Annotated in this window: 24 protein-coding genes; 17 read left to right on the top strand and 7 right to left on the bottom strand. The window is 58.4% G+C overall.

Annotated features, from left to right (window positions below; genetic code table 11):
* The first annotated feature begins 64 nt into the window (after positions 1 to 64).
* From gatB to IPP95_14920, 4 genes are all read left to right on the top strand, one after another.
* Positions 65 to 1,570, top strand: coding sequence for an Asp-tRNA(Asn)/Glu-tRNA(Gln) amidotransferase subunit GatB (gene gatB / locus IPP95_14935; GenBank protein QQS74288.1), 1,506 nt, complete (start codon positions 65 to 67; stop codon positions 1,568 to 1,570).
* Positions 1,567 to 2,709, top strand: a complete 1,143-nt coding sequence (locus IPP95_14930; GenBank protein ID QQS72443.1) for an AhpC/TSA family protein — start codon at positions 1,567 to 1,569, stop codon at positions 2,707 to 2,709. Before gatB ends, IPP95_14930 begins: the two co-directional genes overlap by 4 nt.
* A gap of 3 nt (positions 2,710 to 2,712) precedes the next feature.
* On the top strand, positions 2,713 to 5,700 hold the full coding sequence (locus IPP95_14925; GenBank protein QQS72442.1) for a M1 family metallopeptidase: 2,988 nt from the start codon (positions 2,713 to 2,715) through the stop codon (positions 5,698 to 5,700).
* Between the two features lie 127 nt (positions 5,701 to 5,827).
* The gene (locus IPP95_14920; GenBank protein ID QQS72441.1) at positions 5,828 to 6,625 is read left to right on the top strand and encodes a UDP-2,3-diacylglucosamine diphosphatase; all 798 of its coding nucleotides are present in this window, start codon (positions 5,828 to 5,830) and stop codon (positions 6,623 to 6,625) included.
* A 9-nt stretch (positions 6,626 to 6,634) separates the two neighbouring features.
* On the opposite strand, the gene gap is transcribed toward IPP95_14920, so the two are convergent.
* The 3 genes from gap to IPP95_14905 are packed head-to-tail and all read right to left on the bottom strand — an operon-like array spanning position 6,635 to position 9,282.
* Positions 6,635 to 7,639 (bottom strand): type I glyceraldehyde-3-phosphate dehydrogenase, encoded by a 1,005-nt coding sequence (gene gap, locus IPP95_14915; GenBank protein ID QQS72440.1) that lies wholly within the window; start codon positions 7,637 to 7,639, stop codon positions 6,635 to 6,637.
* Between the two features lie 60 nt (positions 7,640 to 7,699).
* Positions 7,700 to 8,575 (bottom strand): lipoyl synthase, encoded by an 876-nt coding sequence (gene lipA, locus IPP95_14910; protein QQS72439.1) that lies wholly within the window; start codon positions 8,573 to 8,575, stop codon positions 7,700 to 7,702.
* The gene (locus IPP95_14905; GenBank protein QQS72438.1) at positions 8,572 to 9,282 is read right to left on the bottom strand and encodes a hypothetical protein; all 711 of its coding nucleotides are present in this window, start codon (positions 9,280 to 9,282) and stop codon (positions 8,572 to 8,574) included. Before IPP95_14905 ends, lipA begins: the two co-directional genes overlap by 4 nt.
* 212 nt (positions 9,283 to 9,494) lie before the next feature.
* On the opposite strand from IPP95_14905, the gene IPP95_14900 reads away from it, so the two are divergent.
* Together IPP95_14900 and IPP95_14895 are read left to right on the top strand one after the other, a co-directional pair.
* Positions 9,495 to 9,800: a T9SS type A sorting domain-containing protein gene (locus tag IPP95_14900; protein QQS72437.1), complete on the top strand. Its 306-nt coding sequence runs from the start codon at positions 9,495 to 9,497 to the stop codon at positions 9,798 to 9,800.
* The gene (locus IPP95_14895) at positions 9,797 to 11,320 is read left to right on the top strand and encodes a T9SS type A sorting domain-containing protein (GenBank protein ID QQS72436.1); all 1,524 of its coding nucleotides are present in this window, start codon (positions 9,797 to 9,799) and stop codon (positions 11,318 to 11,320) included. The genes IPP95_14900 and IPP95_14895 overlap by 4 nt, the downstream gene beginning before the upstream one ends.
* Here IPP95_14895 and IPP95_14890 read toward each other — a convergent pair.
* The 4 genes from IPP95_14890 to IPP95_14875 are packed head-to-tail and all read right to left on the bottom strand — an operon-like array spanning position 11,308 to position 12,347.
* Positions 11,308 to 11,607, bottom strand: coding sequence for a transposase (locus tag IPP95_14890; protein QQS74287.1), 300 nt, complete (start codon positions 11,605 to 11,607; stop codon positions 11,308 to 11,310). The two genes, IPP95_14895 and IPP95_14890, sit on opposite strands and share 13 nt — an antisense overlap.
* Complete coding sequence (locus IPP95_14885; GenBank protein QQS72435.1) at positions 11,574 to 11,729, bottom strand: transposase; 156 nt, start codon at positions 11,727 to 11,729, stop codon at positions 11,574 to 11,576. The genes IPP95_14890 and IPP95_14885 overlap by 34 nt, the downstream gene beginning before the upstream one ends.
* Before the next feature lie 7 nt (positions 11,730 to 11,736).
* Positions 11,737 to 12,093: a transposase gene (locus tag IPP95_14880; GenBank protein ID QQS72434.1), complete on the bottom strand. Its 357-nt coding sequence runs from the start codon at positions 12,091 to 12,093 to the stop codon at positions 11,737 to 11,739.
* Between the two features lie 8 nt (positions 12,094 to 12,101).
* The gene (locus IPP95_14875) at positions 12,102 to 12,347 is read right to left on the bottom strand and encodes a transposase (protein QQS72433.1); all 246 of its coding nucleotides are present in this window, start codon (positions 12,345 to 12,347) and stop codon (positions 12,102 to 12,104) included.
* A 91-nt stretch (positions 12,348 to 12,438) separates the two neighbouring features.
* On the opposite strand from IPP95_14875, the gene IPP95_14870 reads away from it, so the two are divergent.
* The 11 genes from IPP95_14870 (at position 12,439) to IPP95_14820 (ending at position 22,067) form a co-directional block, all read left to right on the top strand.
* Positions 12,439 to 12,906: a transposase gene (locus IPP95_14870; GenBank protein QQS72432.1), complete on the top strand. Its 468-nt coding sequence runs from the start codon at positions 12,439 to 12,441 to the stop codon at positions 12,904 to 12,906.
* A 55-nt stretch (positions 12,907 to 12,961) separates the two neighbouring features.
* Positions 12,962 to 13,264 carry a hypothetical protein gene (locus IPP95_14865; GenBank protein ID QQS72431.1) on the top strand — a complete coding sequence of 101 codons (303 nt, stop codon included), beginning with the start codon at positions 12,962 to 12,964 and terminating at the stop codon, positions 13,262 to 13,264.
* Between the two features lie 79 nt (positions 13,265 to 13,343).
* Entirely contained in the window at positions 13,344 to 13,589 is a 246-nt protein-coding gene (locus IPP95_14860; GenBank protein ID QQS72430.1) for a transposase, read from the top strand.
* 436 nt (positions 13,590 to 14,025) lie between these two features.
* Positions 14,026 to 14,433 carry an OsmC family protein gene (locus IPP95_14855; GenBank protein QQS72429.1) on the top strand — a complete coding sequence of 136 codons (408 nt, stop codon included), beginning with the start codon at positions 14,026 to 14,028 and terminating at the stop codon, positions 14,431 to 14,433.
* A gap of 290 nt (positions 14,434 to 14,723) precedes the next feature.
* Complete coding sequence (gene ung, locus IPP95_14850; protein QQS72428.1) at positions 14,724 to 15,425, top strand: uracil-DNA glycosylase; 702 nt, start codon at positions 14,724 to 14,726, stop codon at positions 15,423 to 15,425.
* Positions 15,425 to 17,119 (top strand): hypothetical protein, encoded by a 1,695-nt coding sequence (locus tag IPP95_14845; protein QQS72427.1) that lies wholly within the window; start codon positions 15,425 to 15,427, stop codon positions 17,117 to 17,119. The genes ung and IPP95_14845 overlap by 1 nt, the downstream gene beginning before the upstream one ends.
* Before the next feature lie 291 nt (positions 17,120 to 17,410).
* Complete coding sequence (locus IPP95_14840) at positions 17,411 to 17,914, top strand: L,D-transpeptidase (GenBank protein QQS74286.1); 504 nt, start codon at positions 17,411 to 17,413, stop codon at positions 17,912 to 17,914.
* 137 nt (positions 17,915 to 18,051) lie between these two features.
* Entirely contained in the window at positions 18,052 to 19,371 is a 1,320-nt protein-coding gene (gene rmuC, locus IPP95_14835; protein ID QQS72426.1) for a DNA recombination protein RmuC, read from the top strand.
* Positions 19,368 to 20,648, top strand: a complete 1,281-nt coding sequence (locus IPP95_14830; GenBank protein QQS72425.1) for a GWxTD domain-containing protein — start codon at positions 19,368 to 19,370, stop codon at positions 20,646 to 20,648. Before rmuC ends, IPP95_14830 begins: the two co-directional genes overlap by 4 nt.
* A 126-nt stretch (positions 20,649 to 20,774) precedes the next feature.
* Entirely contained in the window at positions 20,775 to 21,524 is a 750-nt protein-coding gene (rlmB, locus tag IPP95_14825) for a 23S rRNA (guanosine(2251)-2'-O)-methyltransferase RlmB (GenBank protein QQS72424.1), read from the top strand.
* A gap of 189 nt (positions 21,525 to 21,713) precedes the next feature.
* On the top strand, positions 21,714 to 22,067 hold the full coding sequence (locus IPP95_14820) for a hypothetical protein (protein QQS72423.1): 354 nt from the start codon (positions 21,714 to 21,716) through the stop codon (positions 22,065 to 22,067).
* Positions 22,068 to 22,084 lie beyond the last annotated feature (17 nt).

The raw sequence follows: 22,084 nt of genomic DNA, 5'->3' as shown, positions 1-22,084 counted from the left end.
TGAAGTCACCGAACCTGTCGCACCTTTGTGGCCCTAATACCGGACCGAAAAGAGACGGTGGATGATGAAGCCTGAAAACAAGGAAGCCGTGATCAACGCCCCGCATTGGAGCGAAAAATGGGAGCTGGTGGTGGGCCTGGAGGTCCATGCGCAGCTGCTCACCAAGAGCAAGGCGTATTCCAGCGACCCCAATGCGTACGGCGACCGCCCCAATACCTTGGTGGGTCCGGTGACGCTCGGACTGCCCGGAACCTTACCGGTGCCGAATGCTGCCGTGATCGACCATGCGATCAAGCTGGGGCTGGCCTGTGGATGCACCATCGCGCCGCGCATGCACTATGCCCGCAAGAACTACTTCTACCCCGATCTGCCCAAGGGCTACCAGATCACTCAGGATACCACACCGATCTGCACCGGTGGAACCATCACCATCACCATGTCCGATGGCAGTGAGAAAGCCATTGAGCTAACGCGCATCCACATGGAGGAGGACGCGGGTAAGAGCATTCACGACGTGGACCCCTTCAACACCTTGATCGACCTGAACCGCGCCGGCGTGCCGCTGGTGGAGATCGTGAGCGAGCCGGTGATGCGCTCTTCCCAGGAAGCCTACGACTACTTAGTGGAAGTGCGCCGTCTCGTGCGCTACCTGGACATCTGCGACGGCAATATGGAAGAAGGCAGCCTGCGCTGCGACGCCAACATCAGCCTCCGGCCCAAGGGTTCCAAGGAATTCGGCACGCGCACCGAGGTGAAGAACATGAACAGCTTCAAGAACGTGCAGCGCGCGATCGAATTCGAGGCGCAGCGGCAGTCCGAAGTGTTGGACGCGGGCGGTACGATCAGCATGGAGACGCGCAATTTCGATGCGGCCAAAGGCATTACCACCTCGTTGCGCAGCAAGGAGATGGCCCATGATTATCGTTACTTCCCCGAACCGGACATCCAGCCATTGACAGTGAGCGAGGCGAAGAAAGAAGCGGTACGAAAAACCATGCCGCCGCTGCCGCGCGAACTGCGGGCGAAGTACACGAAGGAATTCGGGCTGAGCAGTTATGATGCAGAGATCCTCACGGATGACAAGGGTACTGCGCTCTACTATGAGGATGTAACTGCACATCTCGCCAGCAACGCGAGTGCGAAGCCGTACAAGCAAGCCGCCAACTGGGTGATGGGCGATGTCCGTTCCTGGGTGAACGAGAAAGGACTTTCGATCACCGAGCTGCCGATATCCGCGGAACGCCTTGCCGGGCTTGTCAGCTTGGTCGAGGGCGGCAAGATCAGCCACTCGCTGGCCTCGCAGAAGCTCTTCCCGTTGATGCTGGAGAAGCCCGGCACCGCAGAAGAGCTGGCCCAGGCAAACGGCTTGCTCACCAATGCCGGTGCCGACGTGATCGAAGAAGCCGTACGTGGTGCCATGGCCCGCTTTCCGGACAAGGTGGAGGCCTTCCGCGCCGGCAACAAAGGACTGCTCGGCCTGTTCATGGGCGAGGTGATGAAGGCCACCAAAGGGAAGGCCGACCCGCGCACCGCGAACGAGACCGTAAAACGCATGCTTGAACAAGAATGAACATGAAGATCTTCGCACCGCTCGTACTTCTGGCCGGATTAATGGCCGGCTGCACCGCCACATCGCAATCGCGCTCCATTACCGCACAGGTCGATGGTGGCGCGGGCAAGACGCTTTACCTGGACAAGTTCGTCTCCAACCAGCCGGTGCATGTGGACAGCGTGCTACTGGACAAGGAAGGCAAGGGTGTGATGAAGGTGCCGTCCATGCCGCTCGACTTCTATTCGATCAATTTCGACGGAAAGAACATGTTGGTGGTGCTGTTGGACAGCGCCGAGAACCTGGTGTTCGAGGCCAAGACGGATTCGTTGCAGCAGCCTAAGCTCGTTGAAGGCTCGGTGAATACCAGCCTCATGCATGCGTACTTCAAGGAGTCCATGGCCTTCGACAAGGAAAACCAGCCCTTGATGGAGCGCTTGAAAGCGGACCGCAACGATTCTGCCGCGATGCAGCGTTATATGGAACTGAACAATGCGTTCACGGCGCGCTCCAAGGACTTCATCAATACGCATATGAGCTCGCCAGCGGTGCTTGCAGCGTTGAACCGGATGAACATCCAGCAGGATCTGCCGTTGTTCATGGCCGTGCGCGATTCACTCCGCAAGACCATTCCGAACAGCGAATACTTCGCAGGCTTCCGCGATGAAGTGGACCGCATGGAACAACAAGCCAAAGCCGGACAACTGCAAGAAGAGCAGCAGGCCAAGCTGGACAACCTCATCCCCGTGGGCAGCGAGGCGCCCGATTTCTCTCAGGCCTCGCCGGAAGGCAAGCAGATCGCCCTGAGCGACCTGCGCGGAAAGGTGGTGCTGATCGACTTCTGGGCCAGTTGGTGCCGCCCCTGCCGCATGGAGAACCCGAACGTAAAGAAGGTGTACGACCGCTTCCACAACAAGGGCTTCGAGATCCTCGGCGTCAGCTTGGACAAGGACAAGAGCGCATGGACGGGAGCGATCAAGCAGGACGGACTGCCATGGAAGCACGTGAGCGACCTGGCCTTCTGGAACAATGCGGTGGCCCAGCAGTACGGCGTGTCCAGCATCCCCTACACCGTGCTTGTGGACCGCGACGGCAAGGTGCTCGCGAAGAATCTGCGCGGACCCGCCTTGGAAGCAAAGCTGGCCGAGATCTTCAAATAGGTGATGCAGGCCGTGCGACCGTGGATGCTGGGCGCATTGCTCGCGGCGCCACTTTTCGCACACGCACAGGACTATTTTCAGCAGCAGGTGGACTACCGCATCACGGTGCGGCTGAACGACTCCGCTCATGAGCTTTTTGCGAATGAGGAATTCGACTACACGAACAACTCACCACAGGCGCTGGACACCTTGTGGATCCACCTCTGGCCAAACGCTTATCGCGATCGCAACACCGCGCTCTGCCGGCAGAAGGATCCGCACAACGACTTCAGCCTCCACTTCGCTAAGCCGGAGGATCGCGGCTTCATCGACAGCCTTGACTTCCGCAGCGAAGGGCAAAAGCTGGCGTGGGGACTGGCACCGGACAACCCGGACATCGCTTGGCTTGTATTGAGCGCCCCGATCGTGACAGGGGAGAAAGTCAGGATCACCACACCTTTCCATGTGAAGGTCCCCGACGCAAAATTCTCGCGACTGGGGCATACCGGACAAGCGTACTACATCACGCAGTGGTATCCCAAGCCCGCGGTCTATGACAAGACCGGTTGGCACGCCATGCCTTTCCTTGACCAAGGCGAGTTCTACTCGGAGTTCGGCTCCTTCGACGTATCGATCACCTTGCCCGCAAATTATGTCATGGGCGCCACGGGGATGCTTGTGGACAACCCCGGGGAAGAAGCTTGGATGGATTCACTCGCGGCAGTGCTAAATGCTGAACGGTCGAACGCCTTCCCTCCTTCGAGCAGCAATACAAAGACCCTTCGCTTCCGGCAGGACCATGTACATGACTTCGCCTGGTTCGCGGACAAACGCTACCAGGTCCGCAAAGGGGAGGTGACGCTGCCACGATCAGGCCGAACGGTGACCACGTGGACGCTCTTCACCCCGAGAAATGCCGAGGTGTGGTCCGATGCCATCACCTACGTGAACGAGAGCGTGCGACTGTATAGCCAATGGATCGGCGACTACCGCTACCCCAGTTGCACCGCTGTCGACGGTACCATCGCGGCGGGCGGCGGTATGGAGTATCCAATGATCACCATCATCGGCAACGCCAGTTCTACATACGAGCTCGATGATGTGATCGCGCACGAAGTGGGGCACAATTGGTTCTACGGCATGCTCGCCAGCAACGAGCGTGATCACCCGTGGATGGACGAGGGCATGAACAGCTTCTTCGAGCAGCGCTATCTGGGCGAGCGCTATCCCAATAGGAAGTCGACCGACGTGCAAGGTATCCCCTTGGGCATTCTGACCGGTGGGAAAAGTATCCCCTACCGGCAGAACGAACTGCTGTACCGGCTGAATGCCCGGCGGAATTGGGACTCCCCGACCGGGAGCAAATCCACCGCGTTCACGGAAATAGGCTACGGCGTCACGGTCTATGCCAAGACCGCGCTCATCTTCGACCAGCTCTACCATGACCTCGGAGCCGACCGTTTCGACTCCTGCACCCAAGCCTATTTCAACGAATGGGCGTGGAAGCATCCACAACCAGCCGATGTACAGGCCAGCTATGAAAAAGCCAGCGGCAAGAATCTCAATTGGTGCTTCGGGGAATTGATCGGAACTGCGGACAAGCCCAACGCGAAGGCCCGGAAGCTGAAGGGGGATCAACTCACGTATCGGTCCACCGCAGTTTCAGGATTTCCCTTTCCGGTCACGGCTTGGAACGGCACGGACAGCTTGGGCACCACTTGGATCGACAGCGAGCATGGAAAGAACACCGTCTCGCTGCCATGGTCCAATGCGGACCGTGTGCGCATCGACGTGGACGCTCGCACCATGGACATTGACCGGCGTGACGATGAGGTACGCTCCTTCGGGCTGCTGAAAAGAACACGCCTTCCTTCGGTCAAGTTCTTCGGGCGGTTGGAACGCGAAGACCGCAGAAGCATCTTCTGGTTCCCCGTGATCGGCTACAACACGCACGACGGCTTTATGGCCGGGCTGGCGCTGTACAACACGTTGTATCCCTCGCAACGTTTCGAATGGGCCGCAGCGCCTCTTTATGGCTTCTCCAGCGGAAGGCTGGCCGGAGGTGCCAGGATAATGTGGAACGAGGACCGGCTCCGAAGTGGCGTCCTGCGCAATGTGCATATCGGCATCTCCGGCTTTGCGGCATCGCTTTACAACGTGAGTGATGTGGAGCAATGGTATCAACGTGTAGTGCCCAGCATCCAGTTCGATCCGAGGCTGAAGCCCACCGGCCCCGAAGCCTACCTGCGCTACCGGAGCGTGATCTTGTGGAACCATGCCGAAGGGACCTATCGCACTCCGACCAATGATCTGCCGATCAACAGCACCAGCAGGTCCGTCTATCATGAGCTGAGCGCGAACTTCTCCAGGAAATCCGGCTTCAATCCCTTTGACATCACCGTTACATCCTTGAACAGCGAGGTCTTCAGCCGTCTTTCACTGGACGCCACCTGGAGCGCGATCTATGACGCCAAGAAGCACCGGGTCTCCTTCCGTGCTTTCGCAGGCACTTTCCTGGATAAGGACCGCTCATTGATGCGCCCCGAGATGGGCTGGCGCATGTACTGGGGCAGCAGCGACCTGCTCTACGACCACCTGTATTTCGACAGGCAATACGTTGGGCAGAATACCGCCGTGCAGTTCAACATCGACCAAGGTGGATTCCGGACACCGACGGCCCTGGGCACCTCGGACACCTGGATCGCGGCGTTGAACATGAACGTGGACTTCCCCTTTGCACTGCCGCTTACGGCTTTTGCGAATTACGGTGCCGCGCCGGTGACCTTCATTACCCAAGATGGCAAGACCACCGATTGGCGCGGCAATTGGGAAGTGGGCCTTGGCATCCGGATCTGGCGTGACATCGCCGAGATCTGGGTACCGCTGGCCTTCTCGAAGGACATCCAAAAAGAGCAGGACCTGCGCGGCTTCAACTTCGGGGACCGTATCCGTATCGTGCTGGCGTTGGAGAAATTGGATCCCACACAGGCGTTGCGTAAGTTGCCTCATTGATGGAACGCAGATGACGCTGAAAGAGGGGATCTTCGCGGATCTCAATGCGGCACAAGGCTGGAGCTTCAGCGCTCAACTCCCTCCGGCAGCGTTTCTTTGCGCCCTCCGCGTGCTCCGCGGTTAACCAATGACTACCTCCAAGATCTACTTCCTCTCCGATTTCCACCTCGGAGTGCCCGACCATGCAAGCAGCGTTGCGCGGGAGAAACGCATCGTGCGCTTTTTGGAGCAGGCAGCACTTGATGCCACGGAGATGCACATCCTCGGAGATCTCTTCGACATGTGGTTTGAGTACAAGCAGGTGGTGCCACGCGGCTTCACCCGGCTACTGGGCAAGCTGGCGGAGCTGCACGACCGCGGTATCCCCGTCCACATCCACATCGGCAACCACGACATGTGGGCCTTCGACTACTTGCCGAAGGAGACCGGCGTGACGTTGCACCAACTTCCTATCGTCCGCGAATGGAACGGCAAGCGTCTGTACATCGGTCATGGCGATGGGCTGGGTCCCGGGGATCATGGATACAAGTTCATGAAGGGGATCTTTCGGAATCCCTTCATGCAATGGTGCTTTGCGCGTTTGCACCCCAACTTGGGCTTGGGTATCGCGCATTTCTGGAGCGGGAGAAGCCGCAAGAAGAGCTATGACAACGACCGCAAATGGCTCGGCGATGATCAGGAGTGGTTAGTGCAATACTGCAGGGACCTCCTGAAGAAGGAGCATTATGACTTCTTCATCTTCGGCCATCGGCACCTACCTGTGGACATGGAGGTCGCCGCTGGTAGCCGTTACATCAACCTCGGCGATTGGATCACCTGGTTCACCTACGCCGTGTTCGATGAAAGCGGCATGCGCCTGATGAAGCGCTCAGAGACCGACCTCATGCAGGACGATCGGCAGGTGAGCGGCGGACCAGCCAAGTAGATCAGGAACTCAGCGCTTCTTTCCCACCAGCATCACCAGATCGGCGAGGCGACTGCTGAAGCCGTATTCGTTGTCGTACCAGCCCATCACCTTCACGCTGCCACCGACCACGCTGGTGAGCAGTCCGTCCAGAATGCAGCTGGCAGGGTCACCCACGATGTCCACGCTCACGATCGGGTCCTCGGTGTAACGCAGGATGCCCTTCAACTTTCCCTCGGCAAGCTCCTTGAACCGGGCATTGAGCGCTTCAGCGGTCACCACCCTATTCACATGGCAGGTGAGGTCCGTGATGGAGCCGTTAGGAACCGGCACGCGGATCCCGGCGCCGCCGAGCTTCCCTTTCAGTTCGGGGAAGATCTTGGTGATGGCTTTGGCCGCACCGGTAGTGGTAGGGATCATGGAGACGGCCGCCGCGCGCGACCGGCGCAAGTCCCGGTGCGGGGCGTCGTGCAACCGTTGATCGCTGGTATAAGCATGCACCGTGGTGATGTAGCCGCTCTCGATGTCGCACAATTCCTGGACCACCTGCACCATGGGTGCGGCACAGTTGGTGGTGCAGGAGGCGTTGGAAACGATGTCCTCGTTTCCATCAAGCTTATCCTCATTCACGCCGAGGACCACGGTGCGTATCCCTTCCTCTTTTGCAGGAGCGGAGAGCACCACCTTTCTCGCCCCGGCCTTCAAGTGCCCGGAAGCCTTCTCCCGCGTGAGGAAGAGGCCCGTGCACTCGATCACCACATCGATGCCGAGCTTGGCCCATGGCAATGCCGAAGGGTCCTTCTCGGAGAAGGCCTTAATGACGTTGCCATCGATCTGCAGCGAATCAGCGTCATGCCCTACTTCACCCTTATAGACACCATGTACTGAATCGTACTTGAAGAGGTGTGCGAGGGTCTTGGTATCGGTGAGATCGTTCACGGCAACCAGTTCCACATCGTTGCGCTCCAGGAGGATGCGGGTGGTGATGCGGCCGATCCGGCCAAAACCATTGATGGCGATGCGAAGCTTGGTCATTTCTTGTAATACTTGTTTGTGATGAGCGAACAGGTGGCGGGTGGAATGGTTCGCCCGTGTTCAGTGAACGTGCTTTTCCGCATGGTAGCTGCTGCGTACCAACGGGCCGCTTTCCACAAAGCGGAAGCCGCGCTTCAGGCCTTCCTCGCGGAAGAAGGCGAAGCGGTCCGGATGCACGAATTCCACCACCGGCAGATGATTCTTGGTGGGCTGCAGGTACTGCCCGATAGTGACCACATCACAGCCCACGCTGTGCAGATCATCCATCGTCTCCAGCACTTCATGGTCCTCCTCACCAAGGCCGAGCATGATGCCGCTCTTGGTGCGCAGTCCGAATTTCTTGGAGCGCATCAGCACTTCAAGGCTCCGGTCATACTTGGCCTGGACGCGCACGATACGCGTTAGGCGACGCACGGTCTCCACGTTGTGGCTGAGCACCTCGGGACGTTCCTCCAGCACGATGGCCAAGTTCTGCCATTCCCCCTTGAAGTCGGGGACCAGCGTTTCCAGCTTGGTCTGCGGGCTGCGGCGGCGCACGGAGCGGATGGTCTTCGCCCAGATGTTGGCGCCCCCGTCCGGCATGTCGTCGCGGTCCACGGAGGTGATCACGCAGTGCTTCACGCCCATCAGCTCCACGGAGCGGGCCACGCGGGCGGGCTCGAAGGGATCCGCTTCCTCGGGCCTGCCGGTGGCCACGTTGCAAAAACCGCAGGAACGGGTGCAGATGTTCCCCAGGATCATGAAGGTGGCCGTGCCCGCGCCCCAGCACTCGCCCATGTTGGGGCAATTGCCGCTTTGGCAGATCGTGTGCAGCTTATGCTCGCTCACGATCGCCCGTACCTTCTTGAAATTCTCCCCGTTGGGCAGCTTCACCCTTAACCAATCCGGCTTGCGGCGGGGCTGTTCCACGGCCGTGCCTTCCGCGATCTCGCTCATCTTATCTTCTTCGCACCGAAGTGCACCGCTATGTACAATTCCAGAAAAAACTGCTTGTTGATGCCCTCATCCTCCAGGTCAGCCATGATCGGGAGCTTCTTCCCGTAGGCATCCATGGAAACACCCGCCTCCAAAGCGCGGATACCCGCGTTGTTACCGGCATATTCGAAATTGAAAGCGAAGCGGCCAAAGAGCCCGGGGTAGACCTTCATCTCGCCCACGCCCTTGAACCAGGAGGCGCGACCGAAAATGTTATCGGCAAAATGGACATTCGGGTCGTAACGCTCCGTAACGATGGTCTGGTAGGGGTAGTCCGGCTTTCCGATCTGCAGGTAGACCGGCTTCAGCAAACCCAGCGAAGGGCCGATGCCCCACACGTAGTTCACCTCCACGGCGCTCTTGCGGATCTTCTCCGCGATGCGGTGCTTGCGGCCGATGGTGGGCCGGATGATGATCATGCTGTTGAGCTTCCCGTAGAAATAGCCCCGCGCATCCTGGTAGTTCGGGTTGAAGCTCTTGATCTCCTTGGGGTGCTTCATCGACACGATGTCGATGCCGACCATGTTACGGTTCTTGGCCGTGACGTATTTGCCGTATTGGAAGGTGATGCCCCAGCCGTCGCCATGTACCAGCGCACCACCGTACATCTCATGGGCATAGAGCGTGCGCGAGGCATCGTCGTAAATGCTCTGCGACTCTTGCGCCATGGCGGAGCAACCGAGGCCCAAAATGAGAGGAATCGATAGGTGGCGCAGCATGCTAAAAAGGAGTTCAAAGCTACGCAGGAAGCGGCGGTGGTGAAAATGGGGCGGGACGGTGGCTTTGCTTTTGGGAGGCCGGGAGCATGGCAAGAATAGATCGAAGCCGATCAGGGAAGAAAAGATCAATGATGACGATCCGTTGGCTCACCTCAACGTGCATGCCCCCTTATCGGAAACGCAATACGCTCGGACCTGTATATCCGTGGCACATTCCGATCAAGCACTGCTTGCTGAACACCTTCGCGGACCATAGCTTTGAGAACAAACAAAAACCGACCATGGGAAGACCAATTCATTCATCCGAACGCGATGCCACCGGCCGCGAGGTGGAGATGATCCCGATCTCCAGCACCGAAGGCCAAGCCGTGTACGACACCCGCCGCTTGGCACCGGGAACCTACACCATCGAACTGGTGAACGGCGGGAACACCGTGGGTACCGCCAAATTGGTGGTGAAGCAATGAGCCTGCGGAAGCTGACCGTGGCGGCCCTCTGGGCCGCCACGGTAGCGGCCGCGCAGCAGCCGTTCGATCTGGACCCCAATTTCCGGACGACCATACAACAACAAGGAATTGGCTCTATTCTGGAGCGACCTGACGGAGAGATCATCGTATCCGGTTCGATGTACTACCCTTCACAGTTTGATCTTCGAGGCGGCATTTTACTAACTGCCGATGGCGCCGTTAACTCAACCTTCCCAGCCTATGGGTACATGGGCGGTAAGATAGTTCCATGGGGTGCGGACCGTTTCTATGCAGGCAATGGGCAAGGCATCCGCCGCTCTTGGTTGGATGACGGTGCTTTGGACAACAACTTCAACGCATTAAACCAGCCCCTTTATTCCATCTTTCAAGGTGGTGATTTCCACGTCTTCCCGGACGGCCGGGTTTTGATCAGTGGTTTGGACCAGGTTAGGGATTCTGTGCGCGGCTTTGTGGGCTGGTACAGTCTCATTTGGCTGAACAACGATGGCTCGTTGGATACCACCCGTATCCACCGCCAGTCCGAGGGGCCGATCGTCCGCTTTAAGGAATTGCCCGATGGCAAATTCATTTGCAACGGCAGTGGGGGCATGGTCCAAGGGAGAAATGTATCCATCCTCTTCCGGGTGGATTCGGACGGTGCCTTGGACACCACCTTCAATGCCCCCTTTCTCGACTACTGTTACACGTACAGCTACCATCCCCAGTCAGACGGCAAAGTGGTGTGCGGTGGGCGGTACCACTTTGTAGGTAGCCCAGATACGCTCTCCTTGATCCGGTTGCTTCCCGATGGTCAACTTGATCCGACATTCAACAATCACCTCGCATTCAGATCCACCTATCACCACTTGGCCACTCCATCGGTACTTGGCATCCAGCCCATAGGCCCGGACAAATTGGCCATTACAGGGAGCTTTGATCAAATTGACGGTGAAACCCGCGGAGGCATTGCCATGGTGGATACCGCCGGGAACCTGCTGGATGGCTATTTCAACAGCAACGGTTGCGGTGCCTACGAGGATGGATTTCAACAATACCCTTACAAGTTCATCGTGGGCATTACCCCGGCCATGGATGGCAGCTACTACATCTATGGGGCTTACCATGGTTATGATGATGGCACTACCAACGATACTTCACAGCGTTTAATCAGTCGGCTGTATGGTTTGAACGTGGGCATACACGAACAGGAAGCCGACCAACCGCAACCGCTACAGATCGCGCCCAACCCCAGCGCGGGTTCCACGGTATTCTCGGCTCCAGCGCCGCTCTCAAACACAGAACTGTACATCCATGATGGCAGTGGGCGCTTGGTGTGGCAAGTAGAGTGGCCTGCTGGCGCGGAGCAGTATACCCTGCCCGCCGGGGCGCTGGCACCGGGGGCTTATGTGGTGCGGGTGGCGCACGCAGGTACTGTGTTAACATGCAAGTGTCCTGTCGATTTATTTTCAACTATCTTTAAACCTCCAAAGGAAGTTGCTGCAAAGCACTATCCTGTGTAGCCTGGGCATTGTTCCGGGCTACCTTTTTTGTGGTAGTCCTTCTCATAGACCAAGTCGTTTTTCCAGAGGGTGTACATCAGGATCGGTGGTTTACGCTGGACGGCCACCTGCGCCTTCATCGGTATCCCCGTTTTGGCCTTAATGCGCTCTTTCAACGCTTTGAACTCGGGAATGTGCTTGGATGCGCTCAAGGCGGGCATGTGCATGTGGTGGCGCATGTACCTGTTGCCCTTCTTGGAGATACGCGTCTTGCTTAGCACTGATGTGCCCGATTCATTGTGTACGATGTCGTAGCCAGCATAGCTGGTGAGCTGCTAGCGCTTTTGAACTCTTTGAACCCGTTGGTCTCCGCCACTATGGCCGCCACTGTGGTGATGCCGCATCCCGGAATGGTGCGAAGTTTGTTCACCTTGGCTTCAATTTCCGGATCGGCTCTTCACCACTTTCTCCATTTCCTTACTGAGTATCGCGATTTCCTTTTCCAGCACGGCAATGACCTTCTTGCTGCTCTTCTTGATATCCGCTGGTACACCATGCGCATAATCCTTGCTATGAAGGATGTTGGTGATGGCCGTCTTCTGTTCTTGTAGCTGTACCCGGTAGCGACTGAAATCGCGCATCCGCTTGATGACGAGTTCAGCCGGATTCCATGGCCGATGCTCTCGCTCCACACCGAAGCGGGCCAACAACTTGGCATCGATCGCATCGGTCTTCGACTTCGAATTCAGGCTTGCTGCGAAGTGCTTGAATTTGTTGGGCAGCACTACATGCACCTGCTTGCTTAAGCACGATGAAGGTGATGTGCCAGCTTTTCATGATACACTCCTGTGGCCTCCATCAGGAACACCAATGGTGCATTTTTGTCCATCTCACTGGTTGCCCATCTCACCAGTTGGTTGAAGCCTGTCTTCGCATTGTCGAACTTCTTCGCCGTGGTACAGGACAGCTTGTTATCTTCTCCTTTGGTGGCAAAGGCCACTTTGAAGTCATTTTTGGCGATGTCTACTCCTACGCATTGTACTTTCATCGTGTTGGGGGTTTGAACTGTGATCGAACGGATCCATGTAGTACTCCCCAAAAACTGGACAGGTAGCTAAGGTGGCTAAACTTGTCCAAGGATGACCCGAAAAAGCAGAAGGAAGTTCACTCCCGCGTTCAAGGCTCAAGTTGCGCTTGAGGCCGTGAAGGAGAACCATACGATGGCAGAGCTGGCGATGCGCTTTGAGATCGCACCAGCACAGATCGGCCAATGGAAGAAGCAGTTGGCGGAGAACGCCGCTGGGGTCTTTGAAGGGACCCCGACGGCGTCCTCCGCCATGCCAGGTGGTCACGACCCCGAAAAGTTGTTCGCCGAGATCGGCAGGTTGAAAATGGAGAACGACCTGCTAAAAAAACAGTCCGATGAGCGTGGCACAAAAGCGGCATGCCATTGCCACCGTGCAGGAAGGCAGCATCATGGAGCGCTGCCAGGCGCTGGACCTTGCACGCAGCAGCTTTACTATCAGCCCAAAGGAGAAAGCGCGTTGAACTTGGAATTGATGCGTTTGATGGATGAAGAGTACACCAAGCATTGCTTCCATGGATGATCGGCATGCGCGACTTTCTGAGGCTTGAAAAGGGCTATTGGGTGAACGAAAGCGGGTGCGCAGGCTCCTTCGGCTAATGGGCTTGGAGGCCGTTGCGCCCAAGCCTGACCTGAGCAAACCCGCCAACGGGCATAGGGTCTATCCCTACTTGTTGAGAGGTGTGCAGATTGAAGCTCCGGGGCATGTTTGGAGCACCGACATCACCTACATCGCCATGGGCAAAGGGTTCCTGTATCTCACCGCCGTGATGGACTGGCACAGCCGCTACGTGCTCTCTTGGCGATCAGCAACACCTTGGACACCTCCTTCTGTCTGGAAGCTTTGCATGGTGCGCTGTTGCAATATCCTGCACCAATGATCTTCAATACCGACCAAGGCAGCCAATACACCAGCGACCTCTTTACCGGGGCGTTGACCAGGAAGGCATCAAGGTGAGCATGGATGGCAAGGGCCAGGCTACGGACAATGCGTTCATCGAACGACTTTGGAGAAGCGTGAAGCAGCAATGCGTCTATCGCCATAGCCCCGCCGATGGGAATGAGCTGCGCAGCCTTCTGGCCGAGTACTTCGCCTATTACAACCACCAACGACCACACCAGCACCTGGATGGACTGACCCCCGGCACACCTTTACTTTGGTCTGCCCGATACCCGGAACCGTACCCTGACACCAAACCTTGTTGAACCCCAATTCACACTAACAAACGCCTGAAACGTGTCCAGTGAATGGGGAGTACCTCACCACGACATGTCACCCATCTCCCTATCGAAATTCCTTTTACTTTATTCGGGCTCGATCGCTCGGCCTTAAGTACTGTTCCTTCTCTTGAAGATGCCAAGCGTGCAGGCCATTCCCTGCGTCACGGTGTAGCGGAGTGCTCACCTAGGGTCCCATGGCCTTACACGCCGAGGCGGCACATCATGTATGAACATCAATGTAACCACCCGGATCGGACTGAACGGAGAACTCCGTCGTCTTCACTTCGGCAAACATAAAAGGGTCCTCTGCGAGTGACCCTGCGGCGACACCCCCGTACACAGGGCGGTTGGTGGTGATGCCTTGAGGGGTCGGCCGATCTCCCCTGACCAAAATTCAGGGTACACGTCGTTCCTTCGCACCATGGATACCGCACACGTCAAATACTTAGGTGGCCTGCGCACAGAGGCCGTTCACCTGCGCAGTGGTGAAAAGATCATCACCGACGCGCCTGTGGACAACATGGGCCAAGGCGCTGCTTTCTCGCCCACGGACCTGATGAGCACGTCGCTCGCCTGCTGCATGATGACCTTGATGGGCATCGCGGCCGAGGCGAGAAGCATCCAATTGAACGGGCTTCAGGCGCGCGTGGTGAAGCACATGGCCTCGGGGCCGCGCCGGGTGGAGCGCATCGAGGTACATTTCGAGCTGGACGGAAAGGAATTGGACGACAAGCAGCGTAGCATTTTGGAGCATGCCGCACGCACCTGCCCGGTGGCCTTAAGCCTGCGCGAAGAACTGGTGCAGGAGGTCACATTCACCTATCACTGACCGCTGTAAACGAGAAAGCCCGGAACCAAGGCCGGGCTTCAAGGGGAGCGATGGTCTTCGCTCAACTGGCGCGTTCGGGGACGGGCTTCACCACCTTTCCGTACGCCGGACAGGAGTGCGTGGACTTGCATGCGCTGAAGAGCATGCTGGCCACCGCCACGATCGCGAATACCTTGAAGACCTTTTTCATCGTTGCTCAGATGCTGGATTTACCTTCCAAAATTAGCCCCTATTACCTTGACCACGGCTAAAAAGTTTCAACGATCCCCGGAGGGATCCTTCCCGGACCCATGAACAACGGAGCTATTCCCCCTGCTGCCCCGCAGATCCCGGACATCGATCCCGGATGGGCTGACAAGCTCTTAACGGAATTCAGCGCGCCGTATTTCGCCGCCTTGAAGAGTTTTCTGGTGCAGGAACGGGCAACGCATGCTGTTTATCCGCGCGGCAAGGATATCCTGCGCGCCTTCCAGCTCACACCGTTCGACGCTGTGCGCGTGGTGATCCTCGGCCAGGACCCCTACCACGGTCCCGGACAGGCGCATGGGCTCAGCTTTTCCGTGCCGGCCGGGATCCCCCCTCCCCCTTCCTTGCAGAATATCTTCAAGGAGATCCAGCGGGACATCCGCCCCTTCACCCCTTCCGGCGGGGACCTCAGCCACTGGGCCGAAAACGGCGTGTTGCTCCTCAACGCCACGCTCACCGTGCGCGCCGGTGAGGCCGCCTCGCACCATGGCCACGGCTGGGAGCGCTTCACCGATGCCGCCATATCCGCGCTTTCCAAGGAGCGCACAGGGCTGATCTTCCTGCTCTGGGGGCGGCACGCACAGGCCAAAGAAGCGTTGATCGACAGCGACCGGCACTATATCCTGAAAGCGCCACACCCCTCCCCGCTTTCCGCGTTTCGCGGCTTCTTGGGCTGCGGCCATTTCAGTGCCGCGAACGAGATCCTGCTCGCACAGGGAGGAAGCCCGATCCCCTGGATCCTGTGATGTGGCGGACCCTTGTCATCCCATTTCTCTTTGTCGCGCTGGCCGCCCAAGCGCAACAGCATGTGCTCTCCGTGCGGGCGGACACGGTGCTGCCCCGCAAGTTGAGAGGCCCGTTCAAGCTGGATGTGGGCCAGGTTCCCCAGCGCTCGACCGAACTTCGCAATGCGATGATCGCGGAAGGCTATCTCGCCGCATCACGCGACAGTTGCGTGGCGGGAAAGGACACGACAACGTGCTATTTCCACTTGGGCGCGCAGTACCGCTGGGCGCAGCTCACGGCGGGATCCGTTCCCCAGGAGATCGCCAGCTCCACCGGCTTCCGCGAGCGCTTTTATCAGGACCGGCCGATCACCCCACGGCAAGTGGCGAAATTGTTCGAAGGTTTGCTGAAGGAATGCGAGGATCACGGATATCCCTTCGCGGTTGTGGGTCTGGACAGCCTTCGGGAAGGCGATGGGGGGCTCTCGGCCACGGTACACTTGGACCGTGGACGGTACGTTACCATCGATAGCGTGGTGGTACGCGGTACCGCCCGTGTGAACGCACGCTATCTCCAGTCACATCTCGGCATCCGTCCGGGCGATGCGTACAATGAAACGTTGGTGCGTGGCTTGGATACTCGGACGCGCGAACTTCCCTTCGTGGCCCGGAAGCAACCTGCATACCTGCTCTTTTCACCGGAGCAGACCAAGCTTTACCTCTTCTTGGACGCGAAACGGGCAAGCAACTTCAACGGGATCTTGGGCGTGGCGCAGGACGCGATCACAGGAAAGGTCCATTTCACCGGGGACCTGGACCTCAAACTTCGCAATGCCCTGCACCACGGCGAAGCCATTGACCTGAGCTGGCGCAGCCTGCAGGACCGCACACAGAACCTCAAGGTGGGCTTCAACTATCCGTTCGCGTTCAACACACCCTTCGGCGCGGACCTCGGCCTGACGCTCTTCAAGCGGGACACCACCTTTCTGGAAGTGACCTACCGGGCAGCGATCGAATACCTGATGAGCCGTGGCGACAAGGTGCGTGTGTTCGTGAACAACAAGAACAGCCAGCGATTGGGCCAGCAACTGTTCTATACACCGGGCCTGGCGGACGTGAAGCTGACGGCCTACGGCATCGGCGTACTGCGCGAACGCTATGACTACCGGTTCAATCCCCGCAAGGGTATCGGAGTGGACCTGGAGGGCTCGGTAGGCAACAAGCGCAGTTCCACCGCCACCTTCAGCGACACCGCGGCCACCGACCACCGCAGTGTCCAGTACGAGCTGAACGGCAAGGTCAGCTGGTTCATCCCCATAGGAAGGCGCAGCACCGTGAAGCTGGCGGGACAGGGCGGTAGCATGGTGAACGATCGGCTATACTCCAATGAGCTCTACCGGATCGGCGGCATCAAAACGCAACGCGGTGTGGACGAGGCCGGGATCTATGCCTCCTCGTATGCGATCGCTACTGCTGAATACCGTTTTCTCTTCGAGGAGAACAGCAACTTTTTCGTGTTCGTGGACCAAGGCTGGTGGGAGGATCAAAGCCGTACGTCCTTGCTCACCGACACCCCGTTGGGCTTCGGGGTGGGTACCAGCTTCGAGACCAAGGCGGGGATCTTTTCCCTGAGCTATGCCCTTGGGAAGCAGTTCAACAACCCGGTGGAACTGAGGGGCGGAAAAGTGCACTTCGGGTTCACGAGTTTGTTTTAGATCTGACAGGATGACCGGAGTCATCCTTATCGAAGTGAGATGGTACCTGATCGTGATGCATTGTGGAAAAGAAGATCCGGGGCCAGATGGCCTGCCAGCTGCGCAACGCCAACTTTGACATGGCACTTTTTTGCAACTCCAACCGTTGATAAGCTGATGCGCCTCACCCGCCTTGCGCTGGCCTGTATTTGTAGTGCCACTTTCACCGTCGGCACCATGGCACAGGCAAATGATCTGGCCTTGGTCCCTTCTGCGCAAAAGCAGCCGTTGGCGGATCTTCTGATCGAATGGATGCAGGTGCATTATCCGGCCGCACCATCGGAAGGCTATGTCCTTTACGTCTCCGTGAAGAGCCAGCGCATGTACTTCGTGGTGGAGGGGCAGATGAAAGCGGAATACGTGATCTCCACCGCAACGAACGGCTTAGGCACGCAGAAGAGCAGCAACCGCACGCCCGAGGGATTGCATCGCGTGGTGAGCAAATTCGGTGAAGGCGTGCCGTCCTTCGGCATCTTCAAGGGCCGGCAATACACGGGCAAGATCGCCACGGACAGCACCGCCAATGATGACCTGATCACCTCGCGCATCCTCTGGCTGGACGGCATGGAGCCCGGCTTGAACGAAGGAGGAAGCGTGGACAGCATGGAGCGTGGCATCTACATCCATGGCACTGCGGACGAGGGATCCATAGGTACGCCGAGTTCGCATGGGTGTATCCGCATGCGCAACAGCGATGTGATCGCGCTCTTCGACAGAGTGCTCATCGGGACGCTGGTGGTGATTTTGGACAATTAAGGCACAATGTGTATAGCCGCAGAGACGCGGAGGCGCAGAGGGATCGACCGATGCCGGATCACCGGTGACCGGTAAGTGGTGACTGGTGACTCAAGACTATACGACTCCCGACTTCAAAGCCCGCCTACCTTAGCGGCATGGTTTGGACGAGCCTTTTACTGGGACTCTTGGCCGGGGTCATTCTCGGTGCGGTTGCCGTGGTGCTCTGGTCTCGCGGCAAAGGTGCTGAGGCCGTGAAGTTGGTGCAGGATGCGCGCGAAGCCGATCGCCAGGATCTGGGCCGACAACTAGCGGAGCGGGACCAACGGATGCAGGAGCTGCAACGGGAATTGCTCGCCATCAACGGTTCGTTCGCCACGGAAAGGCAGCGTAACGAAGGACTGGAGGAGAAGCTGGGCACGCAGAAGGCAGAGCTTGAATCGCTGAACGAGCGCATGACCAAGGAGTTCAAGCACATTGCTAACACCTTGATGGAAGAGAAGGGTAAGCAGCTCACCGACCGCCAGGAAGGCACCTTGAAACTGCTGCTAGACCCCTTCAAGGAACGGATCAAGGAATTCCAGGAACAGGTGCGGACCGCTTATGACAAAGAGGGAAAGGAACGCTTTCTGCTGAAGAGTGAAGTAGCCAAGTTGGTCGAACAGAACCAGCGTTTAAGCCAGGACGCGGACAACCTTACCAAAGCATTGAAGGGCGACCACCAGAGCCAAGGGGCTTGGGGGGAGATGATCTTGGACAAGGTCTTGGAGAGCTCCGGCCTGGTGAAGGGTCAGGAATACAGCATGCAGGAAAGCACCACGCTGCCCGACGGCACGCGCCTGCGCCCGGACGCGGTGGTGATGCTCCCGGAGGAAAAGCACCTCATCATCGATGCCAAGGTCTCGTTGCTCCACTATGAGCAGTACTGCGCCGCCACCGACGATGCCCAACGCGCCAAGTTCCTTAAGCTACATACCGAAAGCATACGTGCCCACGCAAAGGGCCTCGGCGAGAAGAACTACACCAAGATCTACGACTTGTCCAGCGTGGATTTCGTGCTGATGTTCGTGCCGATAGAGCCTGCATTCCTTTTGGCCTTGCGCGAGCGTCCGGAGATCTTCCAAGAGGCCTACGACCGCCAAGTGGTGATGGTGACCCATGGCACGCTCATGGCCACCTTGCGCACCATCCATGGCCTCTGGAAGAACGAGAACGTGGCACGGCACCACATGGCCATTGCGGAAAGAGCGGGCGCGCTGTATGAAAAATTCGTTGGCTTCACAGAAGACATAGGCCGCATCGGCAAGCATGTGAACGATGCCAAGGACAGCTATGAAAAGGCATTGGGAAAACTGAGCGAAGGGAACGGGAACCTCATCCGCCAAGTGGAAATGCTGAAGGAATTAGGCGCGAAGACCAACAAGAGCATTCACACCAAACTCCTCGAACGTTCGGTGGAAGAAGGCCGCGACGCATGAGAAAGACCATTCTTCATCTGCTGTTGTCCGTGATCGTGATCGCAGGTGTGCCCGGCTGCAGATCCTACGTGCCCGTGGCCGCCGGGGACAATTTCGCCTATCTCTACGGCAAGGGCGCCGCAGCGATCCGATTGGAGGCGCGCGTGTACCAGCCCGACGCCGCCCATGCCGTGATCTACTTCAAGCTGCGCACAGCGGACCTGCTCTACAAGGGCACCGGTGGCGGCGGCCCGTACCACGCCCGTGTTGTGATGAGCTATGAGGCCTATCCCGCCCCGGGATCACGCGACCTGCTGGACAGTGCGAGCACCTTCGTGAAGGACCAGAGCATGGTGGCGAATGAGGACAAGGAACTGATCGGGAACATGCAATTGAAGAACGTCGGGGATGCTTCCTTTGTGCTGCGCATCACCGCCCGCGACCTGAACCGGGACGCGGAGAGCACCGTGATGCTCCGCGTGGACCGGGGAACTCCGGGTGGCGGTCAGGAGTTTCTGCCACTAGGTGTCAATGACCTCCCGCTGTTCGATGACCATGTGCGTCCGGGCACCACGTTGAAGGTGCAGAGCGACAGCCACGCCGGCGCAATGCTCCATGTGGACCACTACCCTCCAGTGGCGAAGCTGCCCGCTCCGGTCTTCGCCGAAGTAGCCCCTCCGGCATTGGACGCACCGCCGGAAAGTTCGTTCACGATCAGCGTACAGCCGGACGGCACTTTCAATTTCACAGTGGGAACGAACGGCTTCTACCACTTCAGAGCGGATACCTCGAGCATGGCCGGCTATACCGTTTTCGTGCCCACCGAGGCCTATCCCACCGTCAGCACCGCGCAGGACATGGTAGCACCGCTGCGCTACATCACCAGTTCAAAGGAATGGGACGCCTTGGCCACTTCCCCGGACCCGCGCAAGGAAGTGGAGCGCTTTTGGACCGACGCGGCCGGCAGCCGTGACCGTGCACGGGAGGCCATCGCAGGCTATTATGGGCGTGTTGAAAGCGCCAACCGGCATTTCACCAGCTACGCGGAAGGTTGGAAGACCGATCGCGGGCTGGTACACATCATCTTCGGCACGCCGACCACGATCCGCAAGAACGCCAACAGCGAGACCTGGGTTTACGGCGATGAGACGAACCTGATGAGCCTCGTGTTCAACTTCATGCGACGTGACGAACCCTTCAGTGACAACGACCTGGTGCTCCAACGCGACCCGCGGCTGAAGAGCGCCTGGTACAGAAATGTTGAAAGCTGGCGGAACGGGAGGATCTTGCAGAATTGAGCGAGATGAGGTTTGATGCCGCAGAGGCGCGGAGGCGCCGAGAAGAACAAGTGATAACCTTGGAACGTGCAGGGATGAATGGCCCGCAACTGTAACGTCGACCCATTGGGTCGACCTGAACGACACATGAGAAAAGACGAACTGGTCTGCGGGATACACCCGGTGATGGAGGCGCTACGGAGCGACCTGCACGTGGAGAAAATGCTGATCCGCCGCGACGCGGGGGGCGATGGCATCCGCGACTTGAAGAACCTTGCGCGGGAGCTTGGCGTGCCTTGGCAGCCGGTGCCCGGGGAGAAGCTGGACCGCTTGACCACCACGGAGCATCAAGGGGTGATCGCCTTCATCAGCCAAGTGGCCATGCAGGACCTCGACGGGTTGATCGCACAGGCGTACGACCGGGGGGAAGACCCGCTCCTCGTGGCCCTTGACGGCGTTACCGACGTGCGGAACATGGGCGCCATCGCCCGCAGCGCGGAATGCTTCGGGGCGCACGGCATGCTGGTACCCAAGACCGGGACGGCACGATTAGGCAGTGACGCGGTGAAAAGCAGTGCCGGGGCATTGTTGCGGAAGCCTGTTTGCCGCGTGGACAATTTACCCGTGGCCATAGACCGTGCCCGGGAACATGGACTGCGCATCATCGCGGTGACCGAGAAGGCGGAGACCTTGATCGAGGACTGCGACCTCACCGGCCCGGTAGTGCTGGTGATGGGCGCTGAGGATGTGGGCATCTCGCCGGTCATCCTGCGCAAGGCGGACGCGCTGGTCCGCATCCGTATGGCGGGTACCCTCGGTTCGCTGAACGTGAGCGTGGCTTCGGGCGTGGTGCTTCACGAAGTGTTGCGTCAACGCTCGGGAAAGGGATCGGCCTGACCGCGATCGGCCTTTAGGGCAAACTCTTCATTCGTTGAGACGATCGCTCCTCGTGAGCGACCGTCTCCAGATGTCCCGGCCTTTGGCCCGTAGGAACCTTTTCGGCATTCAACGGGTATAACGCGGCATCCATAGACCGGCAAGGTTCATTGATATCCGCCCGGACCAGCCCGCTAAACCACGCTTCGCATGAGGCTCCACATGCCCAGACCGATCCTACTGCTCTTCCTGTTCACCCTTCTGGCCTGCAACGGTTTGATGGCGCAAGAGACCATCGGCCTCAGGGTCGATGCGCTCACCAGTGCAGAACGTGACTCACTCGTTTCACTCAGCCATCATGCCGGCGACCCACAAGTGATCTACGCGTGCGTGCCTGCAGGCATTCTTGTCTTCGCCTCGGCTGAACCGACCGCATCGCGCGAGGTCCTCCGCACCCGGGTCTTCGCCGCCCTGGCGCCGGTCCTTGCGATCGGTCGCATCGATCCCGCTGAACTCACGCTGCACGATGCCGAATCGGCTTGCGAAACCGCACGTGGACAATGAGCATATCCAGGACGCAT

The organism is Flavobacteriales bacterium, from assembly GCA_016700415.1.
GTDB lineage: Bacteria > Bacteroidota > Bacteroidia > Flavobacteriales_F > PHOS-HE28 > PHOS-HE28.
The sequence above is the reverse complement of the archived record's forward strand: the minus strand, read 5'-3'. Positions and strand labels throughout refer to the sequence as shown.